General features: G+C 40.8%; 27 protein-coding genes. 10 read left to right on the top strand and 17 right to left on the bottom strand.

Going from position 1 to position 26,333, the window contains the following annotated elements; all coding sequences use genetic code 11:
* Nucleotides 1–62 precede the first annotated feature (62 nt).
* From JJ692_RS11465 to JJ692_RS11455, 3 genes are all read right to left on the bottom strand, one after another.
* Nucleotides 63–401: a PH domain-containing protein gene (locus tag JJ692_RS11465; RefSeq protein WP_024422682.1), complete on the bottom strand. Its 339-nt coding sequence runs from the start codon at nucleotides 399–401 to the stop codon at nucleotides 63–65.
* 278 nt (nucleotides 402–679) lie between these two features.
* Nucleotides 680–817 carry a DUF4025 domain-containing protein gene (locus JJ692_RS11460; RefSeq protein ID WP_075611524.1) on the bottom strand — a complete coding sequence of 46 codons (138 nt, stop codon included), beginning with the start codon at nucleotides 815–817 and terminating at the stop codon, nucleotides 680–682.
* 50 nt (nucleotides 818–867) lie between these two features.
* Nucleotides 868–1,080, bottom strand: a complete 213-nt coding sequence (locus JJ692_RS11455) for a DUF6501 family protein (protein ID WP_024422683.1) — start codon at nucleotides 1,078–1,080, stop codon at nucleotides 868–870.
* A 213-nt stretch (nucleotides 1,081–1,293) separates the two neighbouring features.
* Here JJ692_RS11455 and JJ692_RS11450 point away from each other — a divergent pair, with 213 nt between their 5' ends.
* The 4 genes from JJ692_RS11450 to JJ692_RS11435 all read left to right on the top strand — a co-directional run bounded on the left by JJ692_RS11450 (nucleotide 1,294) and on the right by JJ692_RS11435 (nucleotide 6,867).
* A complete protein-coding gene (locus JJ692_RS11450) occupies nucleotides 1,294–2,778 on the top strand; it encodes an aldehyde dehydrogenase family protein (RefSeq protein WP_024422684.1) in 1,485 nt (494 codons plus the stop codon).
* Nucleotides 2,779–3,078: 300 nt separating this feature from the next.
* Nucleotides 3,079–4,953, top strand: a complete 1,875-nt coding sequence (locus tag JJ692_RS11445) for a terpene cyclase/mutase family protein (protein WP_206533768.1) — start codon at nucleotides 3,079–3,081, stop codon at nucleotides 4,951–4,953.
* Entirely contained in the window at nucleotides 4,946–5,767 is an 822-nt protein-coding gene (locus JJ692_RS11440; RefSeq protein WP_206533767.1) for a superoxide dismutase, read from the top strand. The genes JJ692_RS11445 and JJ692_RS11440 overlap by 8 nt, the downstream gene beginning before the upstream one ends.
* A gap of 149 nt (nucleotides 5,768–5,916) precedes the next feature.
* Nucleotides 5,917–6,867, top strand: a complete 951-nt coding sequence (locus JJ692_RS11435; protein WP_024422685.1) for a bile acid:sodium symporter family protein — start codon at nucleotides 5,917–5,919, stop codon at nucleotides 6,865–6,867.
* Between the two features lie 35 nt (nucleotides 6,868–6,902).
* On the opposite strand, the gene odhB is transcribed toward JJ692_RS11435, so the two are convergent.
* The 7 genes from odhB to cdaS all read right to left on the bottom strand — a co-directional run bounded on the left by odhB (nucleotide 6,903) and on the right by cdaS (nucleotide 17,139).
* Nucleotides 6,903–8,159 carry a 2-oxoglutarate dehydrogenase complex dihydrolipoyllysine-residue succinyltransferase gene (gene odhB, locus JJ692_RS11430; protein ID WP_024422686.1) on the bottom strand — a complete coding sequence of 419 codons (1,257 nt, stop codon included), beginning with the start codon at nucleotides 8,157–8,159 and terminating at the stop codon, nucleotides 6,903–6,905.
* Between the two features lie 14 nt (nucleotides 8,160–8,173).
* Nucleotides 8,174–11,008, bottom strand: a complete 2,835-nt coding sequence (sucA, locus tag JJ692_RS11425) for a 2-oxoglutarate dehydrogenase E1 component (RefSeq protein ID WP_034280582.1) — start codon at nucleotides 11,006–11,008, stop codon at nucleotides 8,174–8,176.
* A gap of 224 nt (nucleotides 11,009–11,232) precedes the next feature.
* Nucleotides 11,233–13,149, bottom strand: coding sequence for a vWA domain-containing protein (locus JJ692_RS11420; protein WP_206533766.1), 1,917 nt, complete (start codon nucleotides 13,147–13,149; stop codon nucleotides 11,233–11,235).
* Between the two features lie 11 nt (nucleotides 13,150–13,160).
* Nucleotides 13,161–14,039: an ATP-binding protein gene (locus tag JJ692_RS11415; RefSeq protein ID WP_024422689.1), complete on the bottom strand. Its 879-nt coding sequence runs from the start codon at nucleotides 14,037–14,039 to the stop codon at nucleotides 13,161–13,163.
* A gap of 89 nt (nucleotides 14,040–14,128) precedes the next feature.
* A complete protein-coding gene (locus JJ692_RS11410) occupies nucleotides 14,129–14,707 on the bottom strand; it encodes a superoxide dismutase family protein (protein ID WP_025093120.1) in 579 nt (192 codons plus the stop codon).
* Nucleotides 14,708–14,785: 78 nt separating this feature from the next.
* Entirely contained in the window at nucleotides 14,786–16,108 is a 1,323-nt protein-coding gene (locus JJ692_RS11405; RefSeq protein WP_024428330.1) for a C40 family peptidase, read from the bottom strand.
* A 404-nt stretch (nucleotides 16,109–16,512) separates the two neighbouring features.
* Complete coding sequence (cdaS, locus tag JJ692_RS11400; protein WP_024422691.1) at nucleotides 16,513–17,139, bottom strand: sporulation-specific diadenylate cyclase CdaS; 627 nt, start codon at nucleotides 17,137–17,139, stop codon at nucleotides 16,513–16,515.
* An 82-nt stretch (nucleotides 17,140–17,221) separates the two neighbouring features.
* On the opposite strand from cdaS, the gene JJ692_RS19155 reads away from it, so the two are divergent.
* On the top strand, nucleotides 17,222–17,347 hold the full coding sequence (locus JJ692_RS19155) for a hypothetical protein (RefSeq protein ID WP_008359993.1): 126 nt from the start codon (nucleotides 17,222–17,224) through the stop codon (nucleotides 17,345–17,347).
* Between the two features lie 59 nt (nucleotides 17,348–17,406).
* A complete protein-coding gene (locus JJ692_RS11395; protein ID WP_206533765.1) occupies nucleotides 17,407–18,768 on the top strand; it encodes an MATE family efflux transporter in 1,362 nt (453 codons plus the stop codon).
* 45 nt (nucleotides 18,769–18,813) lie between these two features.
* On the opposite strand, the gene bshB2 is transcribed toward JJ692_RS11395, so the two are convergent.
* The 4 genes from bshB2 to rarD form a co-directional block, all read right to left on the bottom strand.
* On the bottom strand, nucleotides 18,814–19,479 hold the full coding sequence (bshB2, locus tag JJ692_RS11390; RefSeq protein WP_024422693.1) for a bacillithiol biosynthesis deacetylase BshB2: 666 nt from the start codon (nucleotides 19,477–19,479) through the stop codon (nucleotides 18,814–18,816).
* A gap of 18 nt (nucleotides 19,480–19,497) precedes the next feature.
* On the bottom strand, nucleotides 19,498–19,848 hold the full coding sequence (locus tag JJ692_RS11385) for a YojF family protein (protein ID WP_008359999.1): 351 nt from the start codon (nucleotides 19,846–19,848) through the stop codon (nucleotides 19,498–19,500).
* Complete coding sequence (locus JJ692_RS11380; RefSeq protein ID WP_024428326.1) at nucleotides 19,845–20,126, bottom strand: hypothetical protein; 282 nt, start codon at nucleotides 20,124–20,126, stop codon at nucleotides 19,845–19,847. Before JJ692_RS11380 ends, JJ692_RS11385 begins: the two co-directional genes overlap by 4 nt.
* Nucleotides 20,127–20,204: 78 nt before the next feature.
* Nucleotides 20,205–21,116 (bottom strand): EamA family transporter RarD, encoded by a 912-nt coding sequence (gene rarD, locus JJ692_RS11375; protein ID WP_048239421.1) that lies wholly within the window; start codon nucleotides 21,114–21,116, stop codon nucleotides 20,205–20,207.
* A gap of 84 nt (nucleotides 21,117–21,200) precedes the next feature.
* Here rarD and JJ692_RS11370 point away from each other — a divergent pair, with 84 nt between their 5' ends.
* Nucleotides 21,201–21,674 carry an Hsp20/alpha crystallin family protein gene (locus JJ692_RS11370; RefSeq protein WP_206533764.1) on the top strand — a complete coding sequence of 158 codons (474 nt, stop codon included), beginning with the start codon at nucleotides 21,201–21,203 and terminating at the stop codon, nucleotides 21,672–21,674.
* 41 nt (nucleotides 21,675–21,715) lie between these two features.
* Here the strand turns inward: JJ692_RS11370 and JJ692_RS11365 are convergent, their stop codons facing one another.
* Both JJ692_RS11365 and JJ692_RS11360 read right to left on the bottom strand, forming a co-directional pair.
* Nucleotides 21,716–21,934: a hypothetical protein gene (locus tag JJ692_RS11365; RefSeq protein WP_024422697.1), complete on the bottom strand. Its 219-nt coding sequence runs from the start codon at nucleotides 21,932–21,934 to the stop codon at nucleotides 21,716–21,718.
* Between the two features lie 75 nt (nucleotides 21,935–22,009).
* The gene (locus JJ692_RS11360; protein WP_024422698.1) at nucleotides 22,010–22,342 is read right to left on the bottom strand and encodes a winged helix-turn-helix transcriptional regulator; all 333 of its coding nucleotides are present in this window, start codon (nucleotides 22,340–22,342) and stop codon (nucleotides 22,010–22,012) included.
* Between the two features lie 138 nt (nucleotides 22,343–22,480).
* On the opposite strand from JJ692_RS11360, the gene JJ692_RS11355 reads away from it, so the two are divergent.
* From JJ692_RS11355 to JJ692_RS11345, 3 genes are all read left to right on the top strand, one after another.
* On the top strand, nucleotides 22,481–23,098 hold the full coding sequence (locus JJ692_RS11355) for a nitroreductase family protein (RefSeq protein ID WP_151039980.1): 618 nt from the start codon (nucleotides 22,481–22,483) through the stop codon (nucleotides 23,096–23,098).
* 238 nt (nucleotides 23,099–23,336) lie between these two features.
* Nucleotides 23,337–23,540, top strand: coding sequence for a DUF3311 domain-containing protein (locus JJ692_RS11350; protein WP_024422700.1), 204 nt, complete (start codon nucleotides 23,337–23,339; stop codon nucleotides 23,538–23,540).
* Nucleotides 23,540–25,033, top strand: a complete 1,494-nt coding sequence (locus tag JJ692_RS11345) for a sodium:solute symporter family protein (protein WP_172880755.1) — start codon at nucleotides 23,540–23,542, stop codon at nucleotides 25,031–25,033. The genes JJ692_RS11350 and JJ692_RS11345 overlap by 1 nt, the downstream gene beginning before the upstream one ends.
* Nucleotides 25,034–25,132: 99 nt before the next feature.
* Here JJ692_RS11345 and JJ692_RS11340 read toward each other — a convergent pair whose 3' ends face one another.
* A complete protein-coding gene (locus JJ692_RS11340) occupies nucleotides 25,133–26,050 on the bottom strand; it encodes a class I SAM-dependent methyltransferase (protein WP_206533763.1) in 918 nt (305 codons plus the stop codon).
* Between the last annotated feature and the right edge of the window lie 283 nt (nucleotides 26,051–26,333).

The raw sequence follows: 26,333 nt of genomic DNA, 5'->3' as shown, positions 1-26,333 counted from the left end.
TCTATAAAAATAAGAACGAAGAATGAGAAAAGTGCATATGATCTATGTAATCGCAAGATTGATCAGCAAAGATGTTTTGTCAAAATGGCTTGCACATCACTCAAATCCGTCTCTTTGGAAAAGTCGAGTTCAAATACTTTTGAGCTTGTGACAAGCAGCATACCTGTGTCCTGATCAAACACGCCAGCTTCTTGTATGGCAAAACTTTCAATTGATCGATACGGCAAGGAGACCCTGACTTTCTTCTTAGAAAATACGCGGTTATCGCCAAAGATCAGTCGTTTATTGGTAAAGCAAATTTGGTCGTGACGCAGTCTGTAAACAGCCTCAATTCTTTCCCCTTCAATCAATAAGGATTCGAATTTCTTATCATTTTGTTTACTGACAGAAAAAATACCCACGTAAACCCCCTCTTCCTGCATCAAATTCCTTTATGACAAAACGGCCACACGGCTCTGTGGGTACGTTTTATTCTCACTTATAGAATACGCTATAAATGGTTGTTATTCCATTACGAATAGATTAAATTTCATTTAACTTTTTCTTTTTGATCCGATGCTCTTTCCTCTACTTATTTAGACAGTTAAACCAGGAAAAAAGTTTCAGTTCTTTTCGAGAAAAATGCTGAATCATTCCAATAAAAAAACAGTGATTATGCCAAATCACTGTTTTTAAATGACTATTCGTCTTTTGGTGTATCAATCGTTCCCTCGGCATACACATCGGAAATCTGTTCAAGCGTAATCGCCATATCAGCGTCCTCGTGTTCATGCCATGCATTTTGATTTTTCTGCTCGTCATTTTGCTGCTTTTTCAATCATCATCACCCTTTACTGTTTTTCTTAGTATGAGTGATGACCCACAAAATCATTCAGCTGAAATATCTTCGAAATACTCCTTGTAATACCCGCCTACTTTACCCGTATTGTCTACGACAAACAGGAATTCTTCTGTTTCATTTTTCACTTCATATGTGCTTCCAACCGTTAATGCCCGGTCGACCATATATTTTTTCGCATTTGTATGTACACATTTTACTTGTTTTAACGTTTGAGCCGTTTGCCAGTTTTGATGGATCATGATTTAAAAACTCCTTTTTTCATCTATACATTTATTGTAGCCAAATTTTCGCGAAATGCAATGAGTGTTATGGATTGCTTTCAAACAGGTCGTGTAATATGATAATTGTATACGTTTACATCTTTGTGCGTATACAATTTAAGTTGCATGTCCGCTTTTCCCACCTAGAACTCGCAGAAAACAATCCATATCTTTAAGGAGGTTTGTTTATTTATGAGCTCTACAACACTTCAAATTAGTTCAAAACTCGAATCTTTTCTCCAAGGGACGAAAAAACTCTACATTAATGGTCAGTTTGTCACAAGTCACGATAACAAAACCTTTGCTACTCCTAACCCAGCCACAGGCGAAACCCTTATTGATGTTTATGAAGCAGGTGCAAAAGATATTGATGAGGCCGTAAAAGCTGCAAAAAAAGCCTTTCATGGTCCTTGGCGCTCAATGTCTGCCGCTGAACGCGCCCGCCTCATGTTCAAGCTTGCTGATTTAATGGAAGAAAATCAGGAAGAGCTTGCACAGCTAGAAACTTTAGATAACGGAAAACCAATTAATGAAACAACAAATGCAGATATCCCCCTCGCTATTGAGCACATGCGCTATTATGCGGGCTGGACGACAAAAATGAATGGACAAACCATTCCTGTCAGTCAAGGATATTTTAATTATACCCGCCATGAGCCGGTTGGGGTTGTAGGACAAATCATCCCATGGAACTTCCCGCTGCTCATGGCTATGTGGAAAATGGGCGCCGCACTTGCAACAGGGTGCACCATCGTTTTAAAGCCAGCCGAACAAACTCCACTCTCTGCTCTTTACTTAGCAGAATTAGTGGACAAAGCCGGCTTCCCAGAAGGCGTGATTAACATCGTTCCTGGATTTGGCGAAACAGCCGGAGAAGCCTTAACTGATCATCCTGACGTGAACAAGCTGGCCTTCACAGGGTCAACAAGTGTTGGGAAATTAATTATGGAGAAAGCGGCTAAAACCATTAAGAGGGTCACATTAGAGCTTGGCGGAAAATCACCGAATATTATTTTACCTGATGCCGATTTAAAGAAAGCCATTCCAGGTGCTTTAAATGGCGTCATGTTTAACCAAGGCCAAGTATGCTGCGCAGGGTCCAGAGTCTTTGTTCACCGGAGCCAATATGATGAAGTGGTCGATCAAATGGCCAAATATGCAGGATCCCTCAAACAAGGCGCTGGTCTTCATCAAGATACGCAAATTGGACCTCTTGTAAGTAAAGAACAGCACGAACGCGTGTTAGGCTATATTGAAAAAGGTAAATCCGAAGGGGCAACAGCCGTTGTCGGGGGCGATTGCCCTTATGAGGCTGGCTATTTCGTCTCCCCTACTATTTTTAAAGATGTAGAAGATGAAATGACCATTGCCAAAGAAGAAATCTTTGGACCTGTCTTATCTGCCATTCCTTACGATTCCATTGATGAAGTGGTCGAACGAGCCAACCAGTCTGAATATGGATTAGCAGCAGGACTTTGGACAGAAAACTTAAAGCATGCCCATGATATCGCTGCACGTCTTGAAGCAGGAACGATTTGGGTCAACTGCTATAATGTCTTTGATGCCGCCTCCCCGTTTGGAGGATATAAGCAATCAGGTCTTGGCAGAGAAATGGGATCATATGCCCTTAACAACTATACAGAAGTCAAAAGTGTATGGATTAACCTCCAAGACTAATGACGTCAAGAAAGCCGGTGACCCTGTCATCGGCTCAGATCGTTGACAAAGTGCTAAAATGATTTTTATTTTAGCACTTTGTCTTCTTTTCAGCGTGATAGAAAACCTTTGCAGTCTAGGAAGGACGGCTACTTTTGCGGAGCGAATTGACATTCGTGAGCACCAGCGCGCAGACCTGACACCGAATGCGAGGGTTTGTCTACACGCTGAGCCGGTGACCCTGTCATCGGCTTTTTTTGTGTTTGCATGTGACAGGCCGGCTCCTGAATATAGTATGAAAGGAAAGGAGCATGGCCGCATATGCAAGATTTTAAATTGAAAGTAAACGAATTTATTGAAGAATTGCACATGCAAATGCAGCGAAGACAACGAGAAGATGGTGCCTTTGTTTTCTGCTTTGAAGGTCCTATGATGACAAATGCTTTTTTGATTATGCTGTTAAAGGCTGTCGGCGATTCGGATCAGGCTTTGGTTCATCAATTAGCAGAAGCGATACGCGAAAAACAAAATGAGGATGGGTCTTTTTCTTTGTATCATGATCAAACGGGACATGTAACAGCCACTGTGCAGGGCTATTGCGGAATGCTTGTTTCAGGCAGGTTTCAACAAGATGAGCCTCATATGGAAAAAGCAGCGCAATATATTCGATCAAAAGGCGGATTAAAGAACGTTCACTTTATGACAAAGTGGATGCTCGCCGTCAACGGCATGCACCCTTGGCCGTATTTCTATGCACCACTTTCCTTTTTACTCATCCCTACATACTTTCCGCTGCACTTCTATCATCTTAGTGCATATGCAAGAATTCACTTTGTGCCAATGATGATTGCACTCAACAAACGATATACCTCTCATGAGAAATTCCCAAGCCTAGCACACCTTGATGCAAACATGACTAAAAATCCATTTGACTGGTTTATGGCAAAAGAAGAACGTTCCACTCATCACTTTCTGACTTACATGCGATCGTATACAGCACTTGACAGCCGGCTGGACTTTTTCGGATATGAAGCAGCAAAGCGATATATGTTTGACCGCCTCGAAAAAGATGGCACACTGTACAGCTATTTAAGTGCAAGTATTTTTATGGTCTATGCACTGATGAGTCTTGGATACTCGCCGGGACATCATCTCATTTTAAAAGCAGTCAAAGGCATGAAAAAGCTAGTCACTGTCTGTCAGGGCAGAATGTATGCAGAAAATTCCACATCCACAGTTTGGGATACAGCGCTTGTCAGTTATGCTTCTCAAAAAGCTGGCAAAAAACAAGAAGACCCAGTCATCACAAAGTCTTTCTCATACTTATTGAACCGGCAGCAAATGAAGAAAGCAGATTGGGCGATTCATAACCGGCATGCTGCTCCGGGAGGCTTTGGTTTTTCAGATATCAATACGAATAACCCTGATTGTGATGATACGCAAATTGTATTAAAAGCCATTCCGAAAACATACGCACCAGTTCAGTGGAAGCGAGGATTTCATTGGCTTCTTTCCATGCAAAACCGTGACGGCGGATTCTCTGCCTTTGAAAAAAATCAAGATCACTTCCTGCTTCGACATCTGCCGCTTGAATCTGCGGAGGATGCAGCAATTGATCCATCGACTCCCGATATTACAGGCCGCGTGCTTCATCTCATTGGTCTTGAAGAGAAAAACATGTCACCGCCTATTCAGAGGCAAAAAGATCAATGTGTCAAATGGCTCCTAGATCATCAAGAGAAAAATGGTTCATGGTTTGGCAGGTGGGGTGTTTGCTATATTTATGGAACGTGGGCAGCATTAACAGGTCTAAAAGCGGCCGGCATCCCCTCCACCCATCCTGCTGTCCAAAAAGCATGCCGATTTTTAAAGCAGATTCAACGAGAAGATGGCAGCTTCGGAGAATCGTGTAAAAGTGCAGAGGTAAAAACGTATGTCCCCCTTCCGTTTGGCACAGTGGTTCAGACGGCTTGGGCAGCAGAGGCACTTTTACAATATGAGAAGCCAGATGACAAAACGATTTTAAAAGCCATCTCATTTTTGATCCATCATCAGCATACGAGTGAAGCCTTGCACTATCCAGTAGGCATTGGCCTGCCAAAGCAATTTTACATCACTTATCATAGCTACCCATTTGTCTTTCCGATGATGGCTTGTTCCACATTTTTAGAAGAAATGAGGCGTAAGAATGAATAAGGAAGAGTACCGTTTGCAGCTTAAAGAGTGGCTTAGCTCCATTCAACCCGCGATTCAAGATGACAACATCCGTCAGAAAGTAGACCATTTATGGTTTTCAATGGATGATGAACATTCCAGTGAACAAGAGTGGTACGAACTGGCAGAACGTATTGCTGAGGACCTGAACCCACAAGAAGACATGCGAGAGGTAGCAGCTGGAAGTCACAAGTTACCTCCTCTCCCTTACCGGTATGATGCACTAGAACCGTTTATATCAAAAGAAATTATGTATTTGCATCACCAGAAGCATCACCAATCATATGTAGATGGTTTGAACCAAGCTGAGCTTGCATTAAAAAATGCAAGAAGAACCAATGATTTTAAAATGATCAAACATTGGGAACGGGAGCTTGCCTTCAATGGTGCGGGGCACTATTTACATTGTATTTTTTGGTTTTCCATGAGTCCTTCAGGAAAACGAAAGCCCACTGGACAAATGCTTCGTCTCATTGAACAATCGTTTGACAGCTATGATGCATTTAAATCTCAATTTTCAGCAGCGGCCAAACAAGTAGAGGGTGTTGGCTGGGCCATTCTCGTATGGGCGCCCAGATCTCAGCGATTAGAGATTTTACAAGCAGAACGCCATCAATTTTTGTCACAATGGGATGTGATCCCCCTTCTAGCCCTTGATGTATGGGAGCACGCCTACTACCTTCAATATTTGAATGAAAAAGCGAAATACGTCGATCGTTGGTGGAATGTAGTCGACTGGCGTGAGCCAGAAGCTAGGCTTAAGCAAGCACAGCAAGTGAGATGGACCCCTTTTTAAAACGATGCTCCATATAGGCTAATGCTTATATGGGGTATTTTTAGTTTACATAATTTTATTATTAACACCTTTATAAAGAATGGGTTGTTTTTTCAGAAAATTCGTTTAAAATAGAAAGGATATGTGAGGAAAGTGAGATGAAGCAATGAATGAACATTCTTTTAACCATTAGTCAATTTGCAGGAAGAACCTTTGCAATCTGGGTCATTATCTTTGCATGTCTTGGATTTGCTTTTCCTGACGTCTTTTCTCAGATTGGACCGTATATCCCTTTTTTACTAGGTGTCATTATGTTTGGGATGGGGCTTACGTTATCTGGTGAAGATTTTAAGGAGCTTTTTCGTAAACCTCTCTATGTGTTAATTGGGGTTTTGGCGCAGTACACACTCATGCCGCTGATCGCCTTTCTATTAGCTTACGGATTACGGCTGCCGTCTGAAATTGCAGTAGGCGTTATTCTTGTCGGCTGCTGCCCAGGCGGTACAGCATCCAATGTCATGACCTTCTTGGCAAAAGGCAATATGGCATTATCCGTAGCGGTCACAACGATATCGACCCTTCTTGCTCCCTTTTTAACGCCTCTCTTTATCTATATTTTTGCAAGATCATGGTTACCTGTATCACCTGAGGCATTATTTTTGTCGATTGTCCAAGTTGTGCTAATTCCTATTATCTTAGGGGTTATCGTTAAGGTATTTTTCAAAAAACAAGTAAACTATGCAGTTCAAGCATTGCCGCTTGTATCTGTTGCTGGAATTGTGTTGATCATTGCAGCGGTTGTCAGTGCAAATAAAGAGCAAATTCTTCAAACTGGATTGCTGATATTTGCCGTTGTTATATTACATAATGCACTTGGTCTCTTATTTGGTTACCTGATCGCAAAGTGGTGCAGAATGGATATCCCTTCTCGTAGAGCGATCTCGATCGAAGTAGGCATGCAAAACTCCGGGCTCGGTGCAGCGCTAGCAACAGCACACTTCTCACCGCTCGCAGCCGTACCAAGTGCGATTTTTAGTGTGTGGCATAATTTATCTGGTTCCTGGCTTGCGACGTATTGGTCAAAACGAGGACAACATGACAGTGAAAAGAAAAAAAGCTAGCACCTTAACAGGTGCTAGCTTTTTATAATTGAAGATTATCCTTCAAGTAATAGCTGCTCAGGATCTTCAAGCAGATTTTTAATCGTAACGAGGAATCCAACTGCTTCTTTACCATCGACAATGCGGTGGTCATAAGAAAGAGCTAAATACATCATCGGACGGTTCTCAAAACGTTCTTCATCAATCGCTACCGGACGAAGCTGAATTTTATGCATCCCTAAAATTCCAACTTGCGGGCTGTTTAAAATCGGAGTTGAAAGCAGAGAACCAAATGTTCCGCCGTTTGTGATCGTGAATGATCCACCTTGTAACTCATTAAGAGACAATTTGTTATCTCTTGCTTTTTTCGCAAGATGACCAATTTCTTTTTCAATCCCCGCAAATGACAATCTGTCTGCATCACGGACAACCGGTACAACAAGTCCTTCGTTTGCAGCAACAGCGATGCCGATGTCATAGAATTTTTTCAAGACAAGCTCATCACCTTGAATTTCTGCGTTAAGCAGCGGATATTTCTTCAGTGCTGCTACAACTGCTTTTGTAAAGAAGGACATGAAGCCAAGCTTGACATCATTTTGTTCTAGGAAGGCATCTTTACGACGCTTTCTTAAATCCATTACCGCTGTCATATCGACTTCATTAAATGTCGTCAGCATCGCAGCCGTTTGTTGAACTTCAACTAAACGTTTTGCAATTGTTTGTCTGCGGCGTGACATTCTTTCACGTTCAATAGGCTTTCCTGGTTGTTCAGTTTGCACCGCAGCATTTGCTTTTGGCGCGGCTTTCGGTGCACTTGCAGGTGCTTCATTCTTTTGATAAGAAGCGACATCCTGCTTTCGTACCCTGCCCAGCGGATCTACGGTTGGAATCTCAGATAAGTCTAATCCCTTCTCTCTCGCTAATTTTCTAGCTGCAGGAGAAGCGATGGTTCTGCCATTACCAGCTTTCGGCTCTTCTTTCACTGCTTCTTCTTTTTGAGCAGCTGCCGGTTCTTCTTTCGAAGCTGGTGCAGAAGCTTGCTCAGGTGCTGGAGCTGCGGACTCGCTTCCGCCAGCTTCACCTGCTGCAATCGTTCCGATGACCTCTCCAACTTGTACAGTGTCACCAGAATCTTTCAGCACTTCTTTTAATACACCAGATTCTTCAGCAGTCAGTTCGACATTGACTTTATCTGTTTCAAGTTCTAGCAGGTACTCCCCCTGCTCCACATAATCGCCCGGCTGCTTTAGCCATTGAGCAATCGTTCCTTCCGAGATTGATTCCGCTAATTCAGGTACTTTAATTTCCGCCATTTTTCATTTCCCCCTTAGTTTTTGCGAGTCAAGCTATCAGATACAATTCGTTCTTGTTCTTTTTTATGCACAGTGGGATCACCCTCAGCCGTACTTGAACGTCTTCTTCGGCCGATGTAACGTACTTTTACTTTTTCAGGCGCAATTTCACGTAAATATGGCTCAATGTATCCCCAAGCTCCCATATTTTGTGGTTCTTCTTGCACCCATACGATTTCTTCTAAGTTTGTCAGCTTTGTTAAAATTCCTTTAATATCTTTGGCTGGGAACGGATATAGCTGTTCCACTCTTGCAACGTGAAGCCAATCTTTCGGCTCTTCCATTTGAGTAAAACGATCACTAATATCAATGGATACCTTCCCGCTAGATAGCACGAGACGCGATACTTTTTCGTGATCATGTACAAGACCTGGCTGTTCAAGAACTGGACGGAACTGTCCATCTGTTAATTCTTGGACTTCAGACAATGTGTTCGGGTTACGAAGCAGACTCTTCGGTGTCATAATCACAAGCGGACGAATCTCTTCACGAAGCAGCATTTTCGCCTGTCTTCTAAGAATATGGAAATATTGCGCTGCACTTGTCAGGTTCGCAACTGTCCAGTTATTCTCAGCAGCTGATTGCAGGAAGCGCTCTGTTCTTCCACTTGAATGCTCAGGACCTTGTCCTTCATATCCATGCGGCAGCAGCATGACTAAACCTGATTTTTGTCCCCATTTTGCACGACCAGCTGAGATAAATTGATCGAAATACACTTGAGCCGCATTTGCGAAGTCTCCGAATTGAGCTTCCCAAATCACTAACGTTTCAGGAGAATAGACATTATAACCATATTCAAACCCGATGACTGAGCCTTCTGACAGTGGACTGTTATGAACTGTAAACGATGCATTCGCATCACTTAGTTCATGAAGAGCAATAAATTCATCTCCCGTTTGACTGTCGTGAAGAACAAGGTTTCTTTGAGCAAAAGTTCCACGCTCTGAATCCTGTCCGGTCATTCGAATTGGCGTACCGTCTTTTAATATAGATGCAAATGCGAGTGCTTCCCCAAGTGACCATTCTACTTTACGGTCATCTGTAAACACTTTTGCACGTTTTTCAAGGATCCGCTTCAGCTTACCAAATACTTGGAAATCATTCGGCCAGCTGATCAATTCTTCATTCAGCTTTCGCAATACATCAAATTCTACTGATGTATCCACTGCTGGGAAGCCGTTTGATACAGGCTCTGGCAGTTCGATTTCTTGAATCGTATGCTCTTTCTTTGAAGGCACCTTTTTATAAGCTTCTTCTATTTTTGCTGTCACAGCCTGCTCGATTTCTTCACGCTGCTCTTTTGTCAAAAGACCTTCTGAGACAAGTTTATCTGCAAAGATATTCTTGACCGTTTTGTGCTTTCTGACCGCATCGTACAGCATTGGCTGAGTTGTAGAAGGCTCATCCATTTCGTTATGACCGTATCTGCGGTAACCGATCAAGTCAATAAGGAAATCCTTCTTGAAGCGTTTGCGGTATTCTACTGCTAACTGAACAGCCGCTAAACACGCTTCTGGATCATCTGCATTGACGTGAACAATAGGGATCTCAAATCCTTTTGCAAGGTCACTCGCATATTTCGTCGAGCGAGATTCATTGCTTTCTGTTGTAAACCCGATCATATTGTTGGCAATAATATGGATGGTTCCGCCCACTTGATAGCCTACAAGTTGGCTTAAATTTAATGTTTCTGCCACAATTCCTTCTCCAGGGAATGCTGCATCCCCATGAATTAAGATGGCTAACGCTTTTTCAACGTCTTGAACTGGATAGCCTTTTTGAGTACGTGATTCCTGAGCAGCACGCGTGCTTCCTTCAATGATTGGATCAATGAACTCCAAGTGGCTTGGGTTATTAGCAAGCGTGACTCTCGCACTCTTTGTATCTTCGTCTTTAATTTGACGGTCAGCTCCAAGATGGTACTTAACATCCCCTGTCCATCCGTAGCTGATGCCAATAGAGCCTTCTGATGGAACGAGCTCTTTATTTGGCGCATGCTGGAATTCCGAGAAAATGATCTCATATGGCTTTCCTAACACATGTGCTAATACATTTAAACGGCCTCTGTGTGCCATTCCAATGTTAATATTTGAAGTCCCTTGTGTAACAGACTCTGAAATAATTTCATCAAGTACTGGGACAAGTGCGTCTAAACCTTCTATAGAGAAGCGCTTTTGCCCAACAAATGTTTTATGAAGAAACTGCTCGAACTGCTCAACTTCTGTTAATCTCTTGAATACAGAAACTAGTTTATCTGCTGGTTTTTTCTTAAATAGTTCACCAGATTCAATTGATTTTGAGAGCCAGTTTCGCTCTTCGAAGTCATGCACGTGATCAAACTCAAATGAAATGGTACGTTTATACGTATTTCTCAAATGGTTAATGGCTTCTATGCCGTTTGAAATGTGTTTTGGTGCATCCGGACTAATAATAGAAATCGGAATATTCTTGACATCTTCTTCTGTTAAACCGTACTCCTTTAAAGGAAACAGCTCTTGTAATTCCTTTTCTTTGCGAAGAGGATTGACGGAAGCATTTAAATGGCCATACGTTCTGATGTCTTCTGCCAGTTTAACGACTGATGCTATCTTTTGGATTTGTTCAGAAGTAACTACGCTATTTTCTTTTTTCCCAATTTCCTCCTTCATTTCACTCGGTGGTGCACCAAGTTCATCAAATATGCCTCTTAGATCTTCATCAACACTAGTAGGATCCTGGACATACTGATCGTAGAGCTCGAGCACATAGCCGAGGTTCGGACCATGAAATTCTTCCCAACTCAACGGTTGTTTCACATCATTTTGAAACATTTTGAACACTACCCCCAACTTTGATCATCAAGTGATTGAACACTATCTCGATATAACTTCCAGAACACAATGACCAAATTTATGTAATAAAACGCTTCCAATAATATTCTACCACTGTTTTGGATTACTTTCTACATTCTTTGTTCAATTAAAGATAAAAAATTCACAGAAAAACAAAAAATTTAAATCATTCCGAAAAATAATTTAAAGAAAGGGGCAAAAGCTTATGCCCCAATGCTTTTATGCAGCAGTTTCTTCAGTAATGGATATAAAACATCTGGCAATGTATCGACATCTGGTACAAAAATGCTGAACTTGCCATACATATCTTGAATGGTTTTCATCTGTGCTTCTTCTATCGGCGAATTGGATAAAAACACATTGATCACCTCAATGCCCTTTTTCCTCGCTTCAAGAACTGCTTCATGCGTATCGACAATCCCATTTTGTTCGTAGCTGAACGCAGCTGGCTCTCCGTCTGAAAAGACAATCAGAAACTTTTGTTCTTCTCTTCTCTTTAAAATCATCTTTGTCATTTGGCGAATCGCATAGCCATCCCGGTTATCCTCTTCTGGCTCAAGAGACATAATAGAAGGCCCTGCATCAAATAGAGAATCTTTGAACGACACGACTGTGTTGAAGTAGTTTGGCTGACTTGTTTCTGTTGCGTCGTTTGTATCTTCCCAAAACCCAACAATTTGATGTGGGACTTGCACGGATTTTAACGCTTCATGAAAGAGAACAATGCCTTTTTTCGTCTCATCCATCTTGTCAAACATGCTCGCTGAACAGTCTACTAATAAGGTGAAAACAGCATCAATCTGAGAAGACGGTGTCTGTTTTTTATAGAAAAGACGCGGGTTAGACTCTGTAAAGTAGCGAATCAGCTTTTTACTGAGACGTCCTGCATGAAGGTCTGTTTTAGGCCATGATTTTTTATGTTCAAGTGTTTTTTGGATCATTTGTTTTAAGCGTTTCTGATAAGGCTCAATTTCCTTCGCATGCTGCTTGTATGCATCGATTTGTTCTGGCTTAGGAGGATCTGGTGAAATCATGACTGGAAACGCATATTTGTTTTCTTTTCCATTCTCATAACCATCTGACCCGCTTTCTTCACCTTCAGCCTCTTCCAGCGCTTCAAGCTTTGAATAATCTTTTCGGTGTGTTTGCTTTGCAGAGCCCTGGACAGTGCCGAGTGCCTGATCTCCGTCATCGCCTTCTCTTGCTGCATCCTTACCAAGATCACTTTTACCGCCGTGCTCTAAATCAAATTGAAGGAAGCTTTTGGATGGCGCTTCGGTTTCTCGATGCCACACTTCCATATACTCTTGGTGAATGTCTTCATCGCCTTCTTTTTCTCGGTCGACTTTAATGTCCTCACTTAATGTAGGTTTTCTTTTTAAATCATGGAACAGCGGTTCTTTTGCCGCTTGTTCATAGTCCAATTCAGGGAAGAAAAAGTACGTATTCAGCATATCCTTTTCAAGAAGCTCATCGAAGCCTTCCATTAATTCTTTTACAATAACTGCGATGTCTGCTGTTGAACCCGCATCATACACACGTTCAAGACTTGACTCAATAAACGGAATCATCGGGTTGATCTGCTCATGAAGAGGCGGAATCTCTTCGAGCGGAGAATCAGCTGTCAGCTTCACATAAATCGCACAAAAGAGTGCATCTGTTAAAATACTTCGTTCTTGGTTAATCGTTAATTGTGTCTTAAAGTGACGCCGGTACAGCTCTCTTCTTCGTTTAAATACCTTTTTTGTTCCTGGGCGGTCATGTTTAATCCGCTCTTCGATCCGGATATCTTCAAACAGCATAAACAATTGTTTACATACATCAGGAATGGATAATGTATGAGCAAAGCGAATGATCTCCTGAAATACCGTAAGATCACTATAAACCGTGCCTACTGCACGAAGGAACACATCACTTTTCAGCCCTGCTAGCATATCTTCTTGTTTACGATCATCCCAAAAATGACTGATGAAAATTTTCTTTTCAAACGGTTCATAGTAGGACTGTACACCGTATTCAAGCTCGACATCATCACTTTTTGCTAACGTTTTGGCTAAATCCGTTAATTCCATAAATAAAAATGAATCGATTCTGCTGTCATTAAATTTGATGAATTTCAAAAGTCAGAACCTCACTCGAATAATGTTTGAGCGATATTTCTTACCGCTGCTTTTTCCCGGTCATCTTCCAGCTTTTCAACAATGCCTCGTTCAACGGCACGAAGCGGCGGGATGTACTGCGCAAGATCACAAGTATCTAGGAGTGCGCGGATGGATGCTGCTTCTTCACTCACCTGTCCGTTATGAGCTTGTGTAATGAGGTCTGATGAGAGCTGAACGAATTGATCAATTAACCGCTCATCCTTTAAAACAGATTGAGATTGCAGTACATCTTTCAGGATACCGCCGCCAATATATGGAACGTCAATGACAACAAAACGGTTTTTTAACGCTTCATTTAGAGGTACTGTGCCGACATATCCTTCATTGATTGCCGCAATGACGCCAAAGCCTTCTTCTGCTCGAACAACCTCACCTGTAAATGGGTTTGTCATCATTTTTCTGTAGTCGAGTACACCATTTAAAATAGGAAGTGTTTCTGGCTTCGCCATGTTGATTTCATCAATATATAAAAGATGGCCTTTTTTCATTGCTTTTGTCACAGGCCCTTCAATGAATTCAATCGAAGCCACCTGACCATCATTGTGAATGGTTTTATAGCCAATTAAGCTTTCAGCATCAAGATCAACCGAGCAGTTCACACTGTGCATCGGCTGCTGAAAGAAAGCGGATAATGTTTCTGCTAGTTTGGTTTTACCTGAGCCGGTCGGCCCCTTTAAAAGAACGTTTTTTCCTAGTGCTAATGCAATCATGGCATCTTGAATGATAGAAGTATCCTGTGATTCATAGCCGCCTGTTCCAATAAGTGGACGAAATTCTTCTTCCAGCCCTTTTGCTTTTGCTTCAATCATTGCTTGAATTTCTTCTGGGAGTGATTGTTCGTTAAACATGTATGATTAATTCCTCTCTTCGATCATTTTCCTCACCAAGTATACTAAAAAAACCTTTATGCACTCAATACATAAAGGTTAGACTTCTGTTATTTTACCATTTCTTTAGTGATCGATCCGCAAGCAATGCGTTTCCCTGAGTTTCCAGAAGGGTTACTTAAATAATCATCTGCTTCTGCATGAATGATAAAGCTTCGCCCATTTTGATCGATTAATTGATTCGGGCCTCCCTTTAACGTCACATCCGGTACGTTCACAACCACATCAATTTGTCCATCTGCTCCTACCTCTAAATTAGGCATATCTCCAGCATGGTGCCCCTTTGGATTGTCAAAACCATGCTCTCTATGGGTTGGATTAAAGTGAGCTCCTGCCGTTTCAAAATATGGCGTTTCACATATTCCTGTTTCATGAATATGAAAACCGTGAGGACCTGGCGGCAGCCCTTTCGCTTTCACATGCAGATCCAGCCCATTTTCTGAGGACTCTCTTATTTCAATGCTTCCTATTTTTTGCCCGCTTTCGTTTATGAGTGACGTCGTAACTGGTGATTGTTTAGGTGCTGAAACTTCGCTTGTTTCTTCTGTCGTTTCTTTTTTCGGCGGTGCATGACATGCTGATGCGGTAAAGATCAAACATATCACGATCATCCACACTGACTTTTTCATTTATGACTGCCCCCTTTTGTTATCAGTATGGACAATCACAGCAGCGGGCAAACAAAAAAAGCCGAAAATCGGCTTTTTTTAGAAGAAACGTTTTGCACCTAAGTAGGCTTTTTTCCAATATGGGTTGCTTAAGTTCGAGATCCCTACTCCATTGTCACTTGCATGAAGGAAATCTCCTCCGCCAAGGTATAGTCCCATATGAGAAGGGCCTGCTTTGTACGTTGTAAAATAAACAAAATCTCCAACTTGTGGTGTGCTTACAGGAGTCATCATATTCCAGTAGCCAGCTGTGCTTAATCTGGATACAGATGAAACTTTGTTAATGAGATAGTAAACAAAGCCGCTGCAGTCAAATCCTGCTGGAGTATTACCACCCCATCTGTAAGGAACGCCTGTCAGCTTTTTCCCCTCTTGGATCATTGTCGTGATCTTTGCATTCATTGGTACATCATTTTTGTTATTGTCGACTGGCTTTGTTGAACCGTTAGACGTAGAGCCATTCGATCCAGTTGAGCCGGAAGCTGCACCATTAATTTTTAATACTTGTCCAATTCTAAGCACATCACTTTTTAAGTTGTTGGCTGTGCGGATTGATTGAACCTGTACTTTGAATTGATTCGCAATTTTCCATAACGAATCACCTGATTTTACAGTATAAGAGGTTGTTTTCCCGCTAGAAGACTGGTTACTGTTTGAATTGCTTGGTGTAGTAGGTTTTGACTGACTTGGTTTTGATGCAGCCGTCCCTTTTACTTTCAATACTTGATTCGGATAAATCATATCAGATTTTAGTCCGTTCAATGTTTTGATTTCACCAATCGACATATTTAGCGAATTCGCAATTTTCCAAAGTGAATCCCCTAATTTAACCTTGTATGTACTTGAAGATGATGAACTATTTGAGTTCGTTGTCTTATTGCTTGAGCTGGAATTTGAAGATGAGTTTGAATTTGATGACTGGCTTCCGCTCGTCTTCGTGCTGCCAGATACCTTTAGCTTTTGACCAGGACGAATCAGGTCGCTGTTTAAGCTGTTTAGGCTTTTTAAGCTTGCAACTGACATTTTATGATTTTTTGCAATCAGCCATAAAGAATCGCCAAGCTTTACAGTATAGCTGGAAGTCGTTGAAGCACTTGATTTCTTTGCTTTTGACCCTGTTGATGAACTGGATTTCTTGCTTTTTTCACCAGGAATTTTTAAGCTTTGCCCTGCAAAAATCATTGTCGTTTTTAATTGATTAAGAGATTGAAGCTCCGAAATAGTTGTATTGTACTGTTCGGCAATCTTCCAAAGTGAGTCACCGCTTTTCACCTTGATCGTCTGTGCTTCTGCCGGTGCAGCAAACACAGCTGAGCCAGCGATCGCTGAAACTGTGAGGCCGGTTACTACTTTTTTCTTCATAAAGAAATCTCCGCCTTTCGTAATTTGGTCCATCAAGACTTATGTACTAGTTTCGAGTTTAGCATTTAATGGTTCTGCTTCTCTTGCACTATTTTATCTTTATTTCTATTATATTACTCGACATGAAGACGTTGGGCAATAACAAATAGGCTAAAGCAGCCAACTCAAAATGCTAAAAAACAAAGCCATATCGTTTCTATCGGCTGTTTGTTGTATTTATAAACATTTTTTAAGGAATTTTTAAGTTGACGTTTAGAAATTTGTCAAAACAAGCACACTGCTAGTTTCATAGTTCTATTCTACATGACAAATTTTTCTGTATCAAATGACTTTTTACTTAATTGGTCGATTTTTCTCCGCAAATAAAAAAGCATCCTTCCGAATGAAGAATGCAGCGTTCGTTTTTATTTTCTTATTTCCGGATCTTTTACGGTAAGCGGGTAAAGCACGCCTTCTTTCGCAAACGACATTTTTCCCGTTTCTTCTGATACGACAAGAACAAGTGCATCTGTCATACCAGAGAGTCCGATCGCTGCCCTGTGCCTTGTGCCAAGCGAAGGACTCACTTTTTTCGATGTAAGCGGCAGCACATTTGCAGCAGAAACAAGTGTATTTTCTTTGACTAAAAGAGCACCGTCATGCAGTGGATTTCCCGGGTAGAAAATGCTTTCTATTAAGGAAGCGCTAATTTTCGCATGAAGGTTTGTCCCTTTTTGAATAAAATCCTCAACCTCATCGCGTCTTTGGATCACAATGAGTGCTCCATGCTTTTGTTTTGATAAATTCTCAATGGCTAAAGAAAATTGAGCAAATCCTGGTGTGAATTCTTCCATATACGCTTGTAGATAAAACGACGAGGCCTCTGCATGCATTTCATTAAACTGATCATGCAATGCTTCGAGATCACAAAGTAAACACTGCTCTGTTTCATCAAGAGAATCAATGATGTCACTTGCATCCTTCATAATGTTCATCAAATGTGTTCTCATCCCGGCTTTAAATATCACTTCTTCGTTCGTCCGATGGATCATCTGATCTTTTCCCTCCTTCTTTCGCTTGTTGTTATAAAATAGCAAATTGTGCACATTCTATTTGTATGGAGGTGAGCTTAATATGACCATTCAGAAAATCATCCAATATGCTTGCAGCATTTTAGGTGTTGTCAGTCTTTCTTTTATTTATGCCCAAATGTTTAAAAAAACGAAGCCATCTAAGAAAAATAATCCGACGGAGAATTGATTTTTTTACATAGCATGATATAATTCCTCTCGTTATTTCTGTTCAGAGAGGAACTTATGATGAGAGAAACGAATAGCATTCGAGCAAAGCTGACACTATTTTTAACCATTTTGATTCCGATTTTAATCACCCAAGCAGGTCTTTCGCTTATTACCTTCTTAGACACGGTGATGTCTGGAAAAGTGAGTGCAGAAGACCTTGCGGGTGTTGCGATCGGTTCTAGTATTTGGACACCTGTTTATACGGGACTTGCCGGGATTTTGATGGCCGTTACTCCGATTGTGGCTCAGCTGATGGGCGCTGGGCATAAAGAAGATGTTCCCCGGGCTGTCTTTCAGGCGATTTATTTATCCTTTCTTTTAAGTATCGCTGTGATTGTCATTGGTACGATCAGCGTTCCTTACATACTAGGAGGACTTGGACTCGAGCACTCTGTAGAGGATATTGCCCGGCATTTTCTCAGCTTTCTTGCTTTTGGCATCATTCCGCTGTTTGGTTATTCGGTGCTAAGGTCATTTATTGATGCATTAGGGAAAACACGTGTGACAATGTTCATCACGCTCACAGCACTTCCTATTAACTTTGTTTTAAATTACGTATTGATTTTTGGGAATTTTGGCTTTCCAAAGCTTGGGGGCGCGGGTGCCGGTCTTGCATCTGCAATGACGTACTGGGCGATTTTCATCATGAGTATTTTTATTGTCATTAAAGCAGAACCATTTGCCTCATTTCGTTTGTTTCAAAAACTGCCCCGAATGAATATCTCCCGTATAGGGCAAATACTGAAAATTGGCCTTCCTATCGGGTTTGCGATCTTTTTTGAAACGAGTATCTTTGCAGCAGTGACGCTATTAATGGGGCACTTTGATACCATTACTATCGCCAGTCACCAAGCAGCGATGAACTTTGCTTCTATTCTTTATATTTTACCGCTTAGTATCTCAATGGCATTAACGATCGTTGTTGGGTTTGAAGCGGGGGCTAAGAGGTATAAAGACGCGCAAAGCTACAGCTATATCGGCATTGGAACGGCGGTATTATTCTCATTATGTACGGCGGCTCTCATCTTGCTATTCAGACCAGAGATCGCTGGTTTATATACAGCTGAATCAGCTGTTTTACAAATGACACAGCACTTTTTGATTTACGCGATCTTTTTCCAGCTGTCAGATGCGATTGCTGCACCCATTCAAGGGGCTCTGCGCGGCTATAAAGATGTGAATTATACGCTGATTGCTGCTTTTGTCTCTTACTGGGTCATTGGTCTTCCTGCCGGTTATCTCATTGGCACATATACCTCCTTTGGGGCGTTTGGTTATTGGATCGGACTGATTGCCGGGCTTGCCGCAGGCGCCATCGTCCTCTTTATCCGTCTCAGATTGATTCAAAAACGTCAACTCAGGCATGTATCGAATCACTAAATACAACACAAAAAAGCAGCTGACATAGATCAGCTGCTTTTTTGTTTAGTCATTCCATTGATACGTCCAGAAAATTTCTTCATCAAACCATTTTTGGACAACTGGTTCTTTGTTTTTCAGCTTTTGTTCAAGCTCTCTCAGCATGCCCTCTGTTTGCGTTCTATGCGCTCTCAGTGCATTTAATTTGATATCTGCAACATCTGTAATATCAATCACAATATCCGCATGTCCAAGTACTTCTTCTCTATTTTTCGTAATGGCCATGCAGTATGTGACAGGACGGTCTTCTTTTTTCTTGCGGTAAAGAGCACGAATCACAGCTTCACCTGTCGCATCATGATCAGGATGTACACCGTGTCCTGGATAAAACGTCACAATGAGTGTCGGTTTGACTTCATCAATGATGGTTTCCATCACATCTGCTAAATACTCGTCGTCTTCAAATTCCAATGTTTTATCACGCAGGCCAAGCATACGTAAGTCTGTGATATCCATTTCTTTGCAGGCATTGATTAATTCCTGTTTTCTTAATTCAGGAAGTGTTTCACGGTTCGCATATGTTGGGCTTCCCATATTTCTGCCCATTTCTCCAAGTGTCCCGCATGCATATGTGACGGGAATTCCGCGTTTTCTGCTTTGTGCAATGAGACCAGCAACCCCAAAAGATTCATCATCGGGGTGAGGCAGCATCACTAGTACATGTTCGTTCATGACTTGTCACCCTTTCTTCTACACCTGAAATGGTGTTTCACTAATTTGTAATGAGATCGCTAGTTTGCCGTCTGGCAAGTGTCCAGCTAATAGCAGGCGGCCTTGGTCATCAAACACATAATCGGTTAATCCTTCTGCGTAAATCCAGCCATCTTCTGTTTTCATTCCAACACGGTATGGACCTTGTCCTTTTATTTTCGCCTGTGAATAGACGACTTTCGCGTTGCGGATATACGCAACAACCGTCATATTTTGTTCATTTACATGAGCTGAATAAGAACCAGTTGTCGTTTCAAGATGAACGAAGACTGGACGATTTAAAAACGATTCAAGATGTGCAGTGACATCTTCCGTTTGAATTGGTTTCATGAGTGGTTCCTTCCTTCATTTTGAATTAATTCTCGCAGCTTTTTCGTATGTAAGCTGATCAGCTGCAGCTGATGATCATGCTTAAGCTCACTTTCTAAAATTCTCTCCACAGCAAGCACATACTTTTGGTGTAATGATTTCCTTGCCCGCGGATGTGTTCGTGCATCAAGTAAATCATCACATATAGCCTCGTGTAAAGAAGACATATCATCAACATCAAGCTGACGATTTTTCCATAAAGATTGATAGGCGGCTGCAAGCTCATGAGCTGACGACATATGATCACCTCTACAGTTTTGGTAACAACTTATTATGACATGATCCGCCTGCAAAAAAAAGCAAACTGCTCGTTTGGCTTAATGAGAATTCGCTGTTTTTTTCATGCGTAATTGAGAGGTGGTAAACAGTAAAATCGCCACCCAAATACAAAGGAATGTCACAATTTTAGCTGCGGATAAGTGTTCGTGATAGACAAACAGCCCTAAAAACAGCGTAATTGTCGGTGCAATGTATTGCAAAATGCCCACTTGATAAAGTGGAATTCTTTTTGCGCCTTCTGAGAATAAAAGAAGCGGCACGGCTGTAAAAACGCCTGCAAAAAATAAGAGACCGAGCGACCCGAAGCTGTTAGGATTCATAGTCACAACAGGTTCTTTTAAGAAAAATAATAAGTATACAAGTGCAGCCGGTGCGAGAAGCAGCGTTTCAATCGTCAAACCAATCGCGCTCGTGAAGCTCATCCTTTTTTTAATCAAACCATAAAAGCCGAAGCTAAGGGCTAATAAGAAAGCAACGACAGGAAATGACCCGTATTGAACTGTTGATAGGATCACCCCAAATGCGGCAATGAGGATGGCAATGGTTTGCAATTTATTTAGTCGTTCTTTTAAGAAAATAATGCCTAATAGAACGGATACAAGCGGATTAATATAGTACCCTAAACTTGCTTCTAGCATAAGACCATGATTGACTGCCCAAATGTAAACATACCAGTTGACCGAAATTAAAATAGCAGATAAAAGTAATGAAAAAAATGCTTTACCATCCAGTATGAGACCCTTCACTGTCTGCATTGCTGGGCGGACTTGTTTTAAATACAAAAGAATACCGCACATAAACACAAATGACCATAAAATTCTGTGCGCTAAAATTTCGCCTGACGAAATATGCTCCATCAGCTTCCAATATAACGGGAATAAACCCCAGAGTGTAAAAGATGCTGCCGTGTAGAGAACACCTTTTGATTGCTGTTCGTTCAATGTAACCATCCCTTTCTAAATAACGTATATTATAGCACGCACGCAGGCGAATGGGCATATACTAATTCAGGGCATTTAGAAAGGATGATTCACATGTTCGACTGGAACCGATTATTCCCTTTTCAAAAGCAGTTCTCAAAAGAAGCCTTAAAGAATTCAGATCCTAAAGACGTTGAGCAGTATGTCAATCAAGTCATGGAAAGTGTATTCGGCTCCAATTATCCTGCTCAGTTCCCATTTCAGGACCCCCTTTCTCAAAATCAAAAAACGAGAGAAACTGATGTCGAAAAAGAAAAAGAGCCAGAAGTCGAAGTGTTCGAGACGACTGATCATGTGTTTGTCAAATTTGAACTTGCTCGTCCGAACACAGAAAAAGTCAAAATCAAACATACAGCCAATCTGCTGTTTATTGATCATTTTCCTGAAGAAGGGACGCAGAAGAAAGTCGTTCTCCCTGCTGCTGTGAAACGAAAAGGAACGAAGGCGTCGTATCAAGACGGTATATTGGAAATTATGTTTTTAAAGCATGATGATCCAGGAATTTCTGAAATTGATATTCCATTATAAAAAGCCTGCTTTAAGAACGGAAGCAGGCTTACTCTTTTTTCTTAATAGTATGGTGGATATCCGCCGCCATATGGTGGTGGAGCAGGCGGTGGTGGCGGCGGGTAATATGGACGGGGATAATTAAAAATCGCACTTCCTAGAAATCCGCCAAGCAGTCCGCCGACTAAAGGAGCGCCAAAACCAAAAAACAAAGGGACTCTGGATTCATATGGCGGAATGCCAGGGGCGCCGCCTCGAAAATACGGAGTATGAGGGTACATGCATTTCTCCTCCTTTGTCATGTGCCTAACATCAGCATATTCATCAGGAGTTAAAATGTTTGGGCAAACCTGAAACTAGGCTTGCTCCTTTTTCCCGTGTGAGTCTGTATACTCCCCTGCCCACCGAGATACCTCATGAAACACATCATGTAACGCATTCCCTTTTTCAGTTAAACTGTAAATGACTTTGACAGGCGTCTCAGGCAGGACAGTCCGCTCTATAATCCCTTCTTGCTCGAGCTCTTTTAAACGCTCTGCGAGCATTTTTTGACTGATCGTCGGGATCGTGTCTGTAAGGTCTTTAAAACGCTTTGGTCCATCAAGCAATACATGTATAATGAGACCGTTCCACCTTTTGCCTAGGAGTAAAAAAGCTTGCTGAATGTGTGGACATAATTGGAATTCCATAAATTTCAGCCTTTCTTTTCATGATTGTTTGACAAACTAACGGTGTACAATTTAAAATAACTCTAGTTACAATAAGTAAGTTTCTCACTTTTTAGTTATTGTACCATATTATTTGCAAAAACGGGAGGAAATATCCATATGGCGACCGATCAAAAAACAATTGACATCTTAAAACAAAGAGCTTCAGTAAAAGAGTATGATACTTCTCATGAAATGACAAAAGAAGAGTTAACAGAGCTTCTTGAAATCACAACAAAAGCACCATCTGCTTGGAACCTTCAGCATTGGCATTTCACTGTTTTCCATAGTGCTGAAGCAAAAGCAAAATTACTTCCAATCGCTTACAACCAAAAGCAAGTATCACAGGCATCAGCTGTTATTGCAGTTCTAGGTGACCTTGAAGCTAACCAAAATGGCGAAAAAATCTACAGTGAGCTGGCAGAACAAGGCTTCATTACTGAAGACATTAAAGAAACATTGATGACTCAAATCAATGGCGCATACCAAAGCAAGCAATATGCACGCGAAGCAGCGTATTCAAATGCTTCATTAGCTGCTATGCAATTAATGATTGCGGCCAAAGCAATGGGCTATGATACATGTGCAATGGGTGGTTTCAGTAAAGACGCGTACATCAAAGAATTCAATGTAAGCGGCCGCTACGAGCCGGTTATGCTGATTTCAGTTGGTAAAGCAGCGAAAGAAGCTCATAAAAGCAACCGTTTCGACATCGAAGAAGTTTCTGATTTCCTTTAAAAATTGGCAAAGCCTCAGCCTTTATGCTGGGGCTTTTTTATTGGCTTTAAATATTATTTCTACATACTTTCTTTCACCTTCCTCCTCTTTACAACTTCACTCTTTCTCCTTTTTCAAAAATGAAAGCGTTATATTAGTATGATATTCACCAAAATGATTGTTTTTTCTGAAAATAGTCTTGTGATCTAATCTGACAACTGCTATTATTATGAAATTACAAAATATTCAGGAGGAAATTATGAACAAAAAATTGATGCTGGCACTACTAATCGCGATTCCATTCATCGGACAGCTCGCATTGCTGCCTTTTGCGAATCGCATTCATCCATTTGTCATCGGCCTGCCCTTTTTCCACTTCTGGCTCTTGCTATGGATTGTACTCACACCAATTTGCACATTTATCATTTATAAGATGCAACATTCAAATGGAGGAACTGACTAATGCAAGGAAATTTAACAGCTTTATTGATTACTGCAAGTATTATTTTCATCGTCGTGGTCATCGGATTTGCCGCTGGTCGTGACAAATCATCAAGACAGTCAGTAGAAGAATGGTCTGTCGGCGGAAGAAAATTTGGCGGACTGCTCGTCTGGTTCCTCGTTGGCGCAGACTTATATACAGCTTATACCTTTTTAGGGCTTACAAGTACAGCCTATACAGCTGGAAGCGTCGCTTTTTTCGCTATTCCTTATTCAGTCCTAGCTTATTTTATTGCTTATTTCTTTTTACCGAAACTATGGACGGTTGCGAAAAATCACAACCTTACAACACTTGCCGATTATGCACGTGAGCGGTTTGACAGCAAGCTGTTATCCAGTTTGATTGCGATTGTTGGAGTACTTATGCTGATTCCTTATATTTGTCTTCAGCTGAGCGGAATTCAAGATACGTTAACTGTCGCTGGAACGAATTATATTAATGTGAATGCAGTAGTTATTATTTCGTTTATTTTAGTCGCACTTTATACATTTTTTAGTGGTATTAAAGGTCCTACATATACAGCCATTATTAAGGATATTCTTGTTTGGGTGATCATGCTGTTTATGGTCGTTTCACTGCCAATTATTCATTTTAACGGCTGGACACCGATGATGAACACGTTAGCCAAAGAAGCGCCTCAGCTTCTAACGATCCCTGAAGGCGGTCCTAAGGGCATTTTATGGTTCATTACTGCTTCAGGCGTTTCTGCTCTTGCTTTGTTTATGTGGGCACACGCAGCAACTGGGGTTTTTACAGCCAAAAGCGCAGATGCCATCCGTAAAAACAGCATGTTTTTGCCTCTTTATAATATTGTATTGATTTTGGTCATCTTCCTTGGATTTATTGCTTTTTTAGTCTTACCAGAAGATACAAATCCAAGATTTGCTCTTCTTCATTTAATTCAAACATCATATGGCGGCGTGATGCAGGGGCTCGCATATTCAACGATTGCACTGGCTTCCCTCATTCCATGCTCCATCATGGCCATTGGCGCATCGAATTTATTTGCCAATAATTTATACCGTGACTTAATTCATCCGAATGTGTCACCTAAAAGATTGACCATCATTACACGTTCGATGGTGTTTATCGTCATCGGGCTCGCTCTTTTATTCGGGATGCTGTTCCCAACTGCACTTGTCACACTTCAGCTCATTGGTGTTTCAGGAATGGTTCAAATCTTCCCAGCTATTGCCATCAGTTTGTTCTGGAAAAAACAATCGAGAGAAGCAACGATTTCCGGTTTAGTCGTTGGAATCATCGTTACCTTTACAGCGAATATCTCACAAGTTACGTTTGGTCTTTATGAAGGTTTTCTTGGTTTACTAGCAAACGTCGTTGTCATCTTGATTTTGAATCCATTCTTCCAAAACAAGGTCACATCCAATTCTGTCATGAATGATCTATTTGAAAAGGATCATGAAAAAACAGAAGCAATCACAAACGAAGTGTAAGGATAAGAAAAAGCAGTCCCGATGAGGACTGCTTTGATCTTGTAGACAAAGTCTACAAGATTTTTTGTATAACACAATTCCAATGTACATGATCGAGTATTATTTTTTTACAGCATGAATAAAATGAATTGTCTCAAAGGCTGATAGGTAATCTTCTCTATTATTAAAATACAGTTCATTAATTTTTTCAGGTGATAAATGTTCATAAATGAGTAAATCTGATTTCTCTAACACCTTTTCGATTTCAAAGTACGAAAAACATGATTTCATCGGTTCTCCGCCTATTGAAGCCATTTTCACCATATTTTCAACTCTATTAGAGGTTCCTTTTTCTTCGAATAGTTTTTCATCTGCATAATCAAAAACGATTGAACTTCCTGATGGAACCTTGGTGAATAAATAATCTATTAAGCTTGACACTTCCTCTTTCGTTAAATAGTAAGAAACCCCTAGAAGACTAAAGAACGTCTTTTTGTTATCAAATCCTTGAACTATTAGGTTTTGATAGGACAAATTTTTGGTGAAGTCCATAGAAACAAAATGAAGATTACTTGGGATTTTTAATTTAGCCTCGTCCAATCTTTGCTTTTTAAATTCCTGTGTAGTAGGATGATCAATTTCGAATATTTCTAAGCTGTTTTCCAATTCTGGATGTCGGAAACTAAAAGTATCTAATCCAGCACCAAGTATGACATATTGTTTTAATCCTAACGCTACCTCGTGAAGCAATACTTTTTCGCAATACGCTGCACGTGATAAGGTTATTGGAGAAAGCTGGACTTGTGTAATCCATTTTAATATTTCTTCTGTATTTCCTTCGAATTTTGATTGATCGATATATTTGTTGAAGAAATGTATGCCTTGAACCATGTTTTCTTTGATGTCATTGAATTCTTTTTCAGAAATTAATTCTCTAGCTATATCATCATTAAAAATTTTAGGCGTATCAAATTGACTATGATAGGATCTGGCAAAAGCCGATATTAACGAAGTGAGACTGGACTCATCTTTCTTCATACAAATACACTCCTTTATTTTAGAACAAAAAAATAGGATTCTCCTGGCCAGGAGAATCCTATTATATATTCTAAAAACAATAAAGTAAATTATAGCATAATTACATTATTTTGTCAAGTTCAAAAAAGTCTTTTTTCATACAAATATTAACACCTAACAGCGTTACATGGATCAAAAAGAAAGTATGCTTACTTTCACTGCCATGCATTTTAAAAGGAAACAAACTAGACATGGAAAGACCCGTGTTCAACATAAAACTCTATATGTTTTTATCAAAAAACCC

This window comes from Bacillus sp. 3a (genome assembly GCF_017161885.1).
In the GTDB taxonomy this organism is placed as follows: domain Bacteria; phylum Bacillota; class Bacilli; order Bacillales; family Bacillaceae; genus Bacillus; species Bacillus safensis.
Note: the sequence above shows the minus strand (reverse complement) of the source record. Positions and strands in the feature narration are given on the sequence as shown.

Coding starts and splice junctions, on each gene's coding strand:
- JJ692_RS11350 (WP_024422700.1), top strand. CDS start 23,337: ATGAACAAAAAATTGATGCTGGCACTACTAATCGCGATTCCATTCATC.
- JJ692_RS11415 (WP_024422689.1), bottom strand. CDS start 14,039: ATGTTTAACGAACAATCACTCCCAGAAGAAATTCAAGCAATGATTGAA.
- bshB2 (WP_024422693.1), bottom strand. CDS start 19,479: ATGAACGAACATGTACTAGTGATGCTGCCTCACCCCGATGATGAATCT.
- JJ692_RS19155 (WP_008359993.1), top strand. CDS start 17,222: ATGACCATTCAGAAAATCATCCAATATGCTTGCAGCATTTTAGGTGTT.
- JJ692_RS11395 (WP_206533765.1), top strand. CDS start 17,407: ATGAGAGAAACGAATAGCATTCGAGCAAAGCTGACACTATTTTTAACC.
- cdaS (WP_024422691.1), bottom strand. CDS start 17,139: ATGATCCATCGGACGAACGAAGAAGTGATATTTAAAGCCGGGATGAGA.
- JJ692_RS11340 (WP_206533763.1), bottom strand. CDS start 26,050: ATGAAGAAAGATGAGTCCAGTCTCACTTCGTTAATATCGGCTTTTGCC.
- odhB (WP_024422686.1), bottom strand. CDS start 8,159: ATGGCGGAAATTAAAGTACCTGAATTAGCGGAATCAATCTCGGAAGGA.
- JJ692_RS11370 (WP_206533764.1), top strand. CDS start 21,201: ATGTTCGACTGGAACCGATTATTCCCTTTTCAAAAGCAGTTCTCAAAA.
- rarD (WP_048239421.1), bottom strand. CDS start 21,116: ATGGTTACATTGAACGAACAGCAATCAAAAGGTGTTCTCTACACGGCA.
- JJ692_RS11385 (WP_008359999.1), bottom strand. CDS start 19,848: ATGAAACCAATTCAAACGGAAGATGTCACTGCACATCTTGAATCGTTT.
- JJ692_RS11410 (WP_025093120.1), bottom strand. CDS start 14,707: ATGAAAAAGTCAGTGTGGATGATCGTGATATGTTTGATCTTTACCGCA.
- JJ692_RS11450 (WP_024422684.1), top strand. CDS start 1,294: ATGAGCTCTACAACACTTCAAATTAGTTCAAAACTCGAATCTTTTCTC.
- JJ692_RS11365 (WP_024422697.1), bottom strand. CDS start 21,934: ATGTACCCTCATACTCCGTATTTTCGAGGCGGCGCCCCTGGCATTCCG.
- JJ692_RS11440 (WP_206533767.1), top strand. CDS start 4,946: ATGAATAAGGAAGAGTACCGTTTGCAGCTTAAAGAGTGGCTTAGCTCC.
- JJ692_RS11360 (WP_024422698.1), bottom strand. CDS start 22,342: ATGGAATTCCAATTATGTCCACACATTCAGCAAGCTTTTTTACTCCTA.
- JJ692_RS11345 (WP_172880755.1), top strand. CDS start 23,540: ATGCAAGGAAATTTAACAGCTTTATTGATTACTGCAAGTATTATTTTC.
- JJ692_RS11445 (WP_206533768.1), top strand. CDS start 3,079: ATGCAAGATTTTAAATTGAAAGTAAACGAATTTATTGAAGAATTGCAC.
- JJ692_RS11435 (WP_024422685.1), top strand. CDS start 5,917: ATGAACATTCTTTTAACCATTAGTCAATTTGCAGGAAGAACCTTTGCA.
- JJ692_RS11380 (WP_024428326.1), bottom strand. CDS start 20,126: ATGTCGTCAGCTCATGAGCTTGCAGCCGCCTATCAATCTTTATGGAAA.
- JJ692_RS11405 (WP_024428330.1), bottom strand. CDS start 16,108: ATGAAGAAAAAAGTAGTAACCGGCCTCACAGTTTCAGCGATCGCTGGC.
- JJ692_RS11355 (WP_151039980.1), top strand. CDS start 22,481: ATGGCGACCGATCAAAAAACAATTGACATCTTAAAACAAAGAGCTTCA.
- JJ692_RS11455 (WP_024422683.1), bottom strand. CDS start 1,080: ATGATCCATCAAAACTGGCAAACGGCTCAAACGTTAAAACAAGTAAAA.
- sucA (WP_034280582.1), bottom strand. CDS start 11,008: ATGTTTCAAAATGATGTGAAACAACCGTTGAGTTGGGAAGAATTTCAT.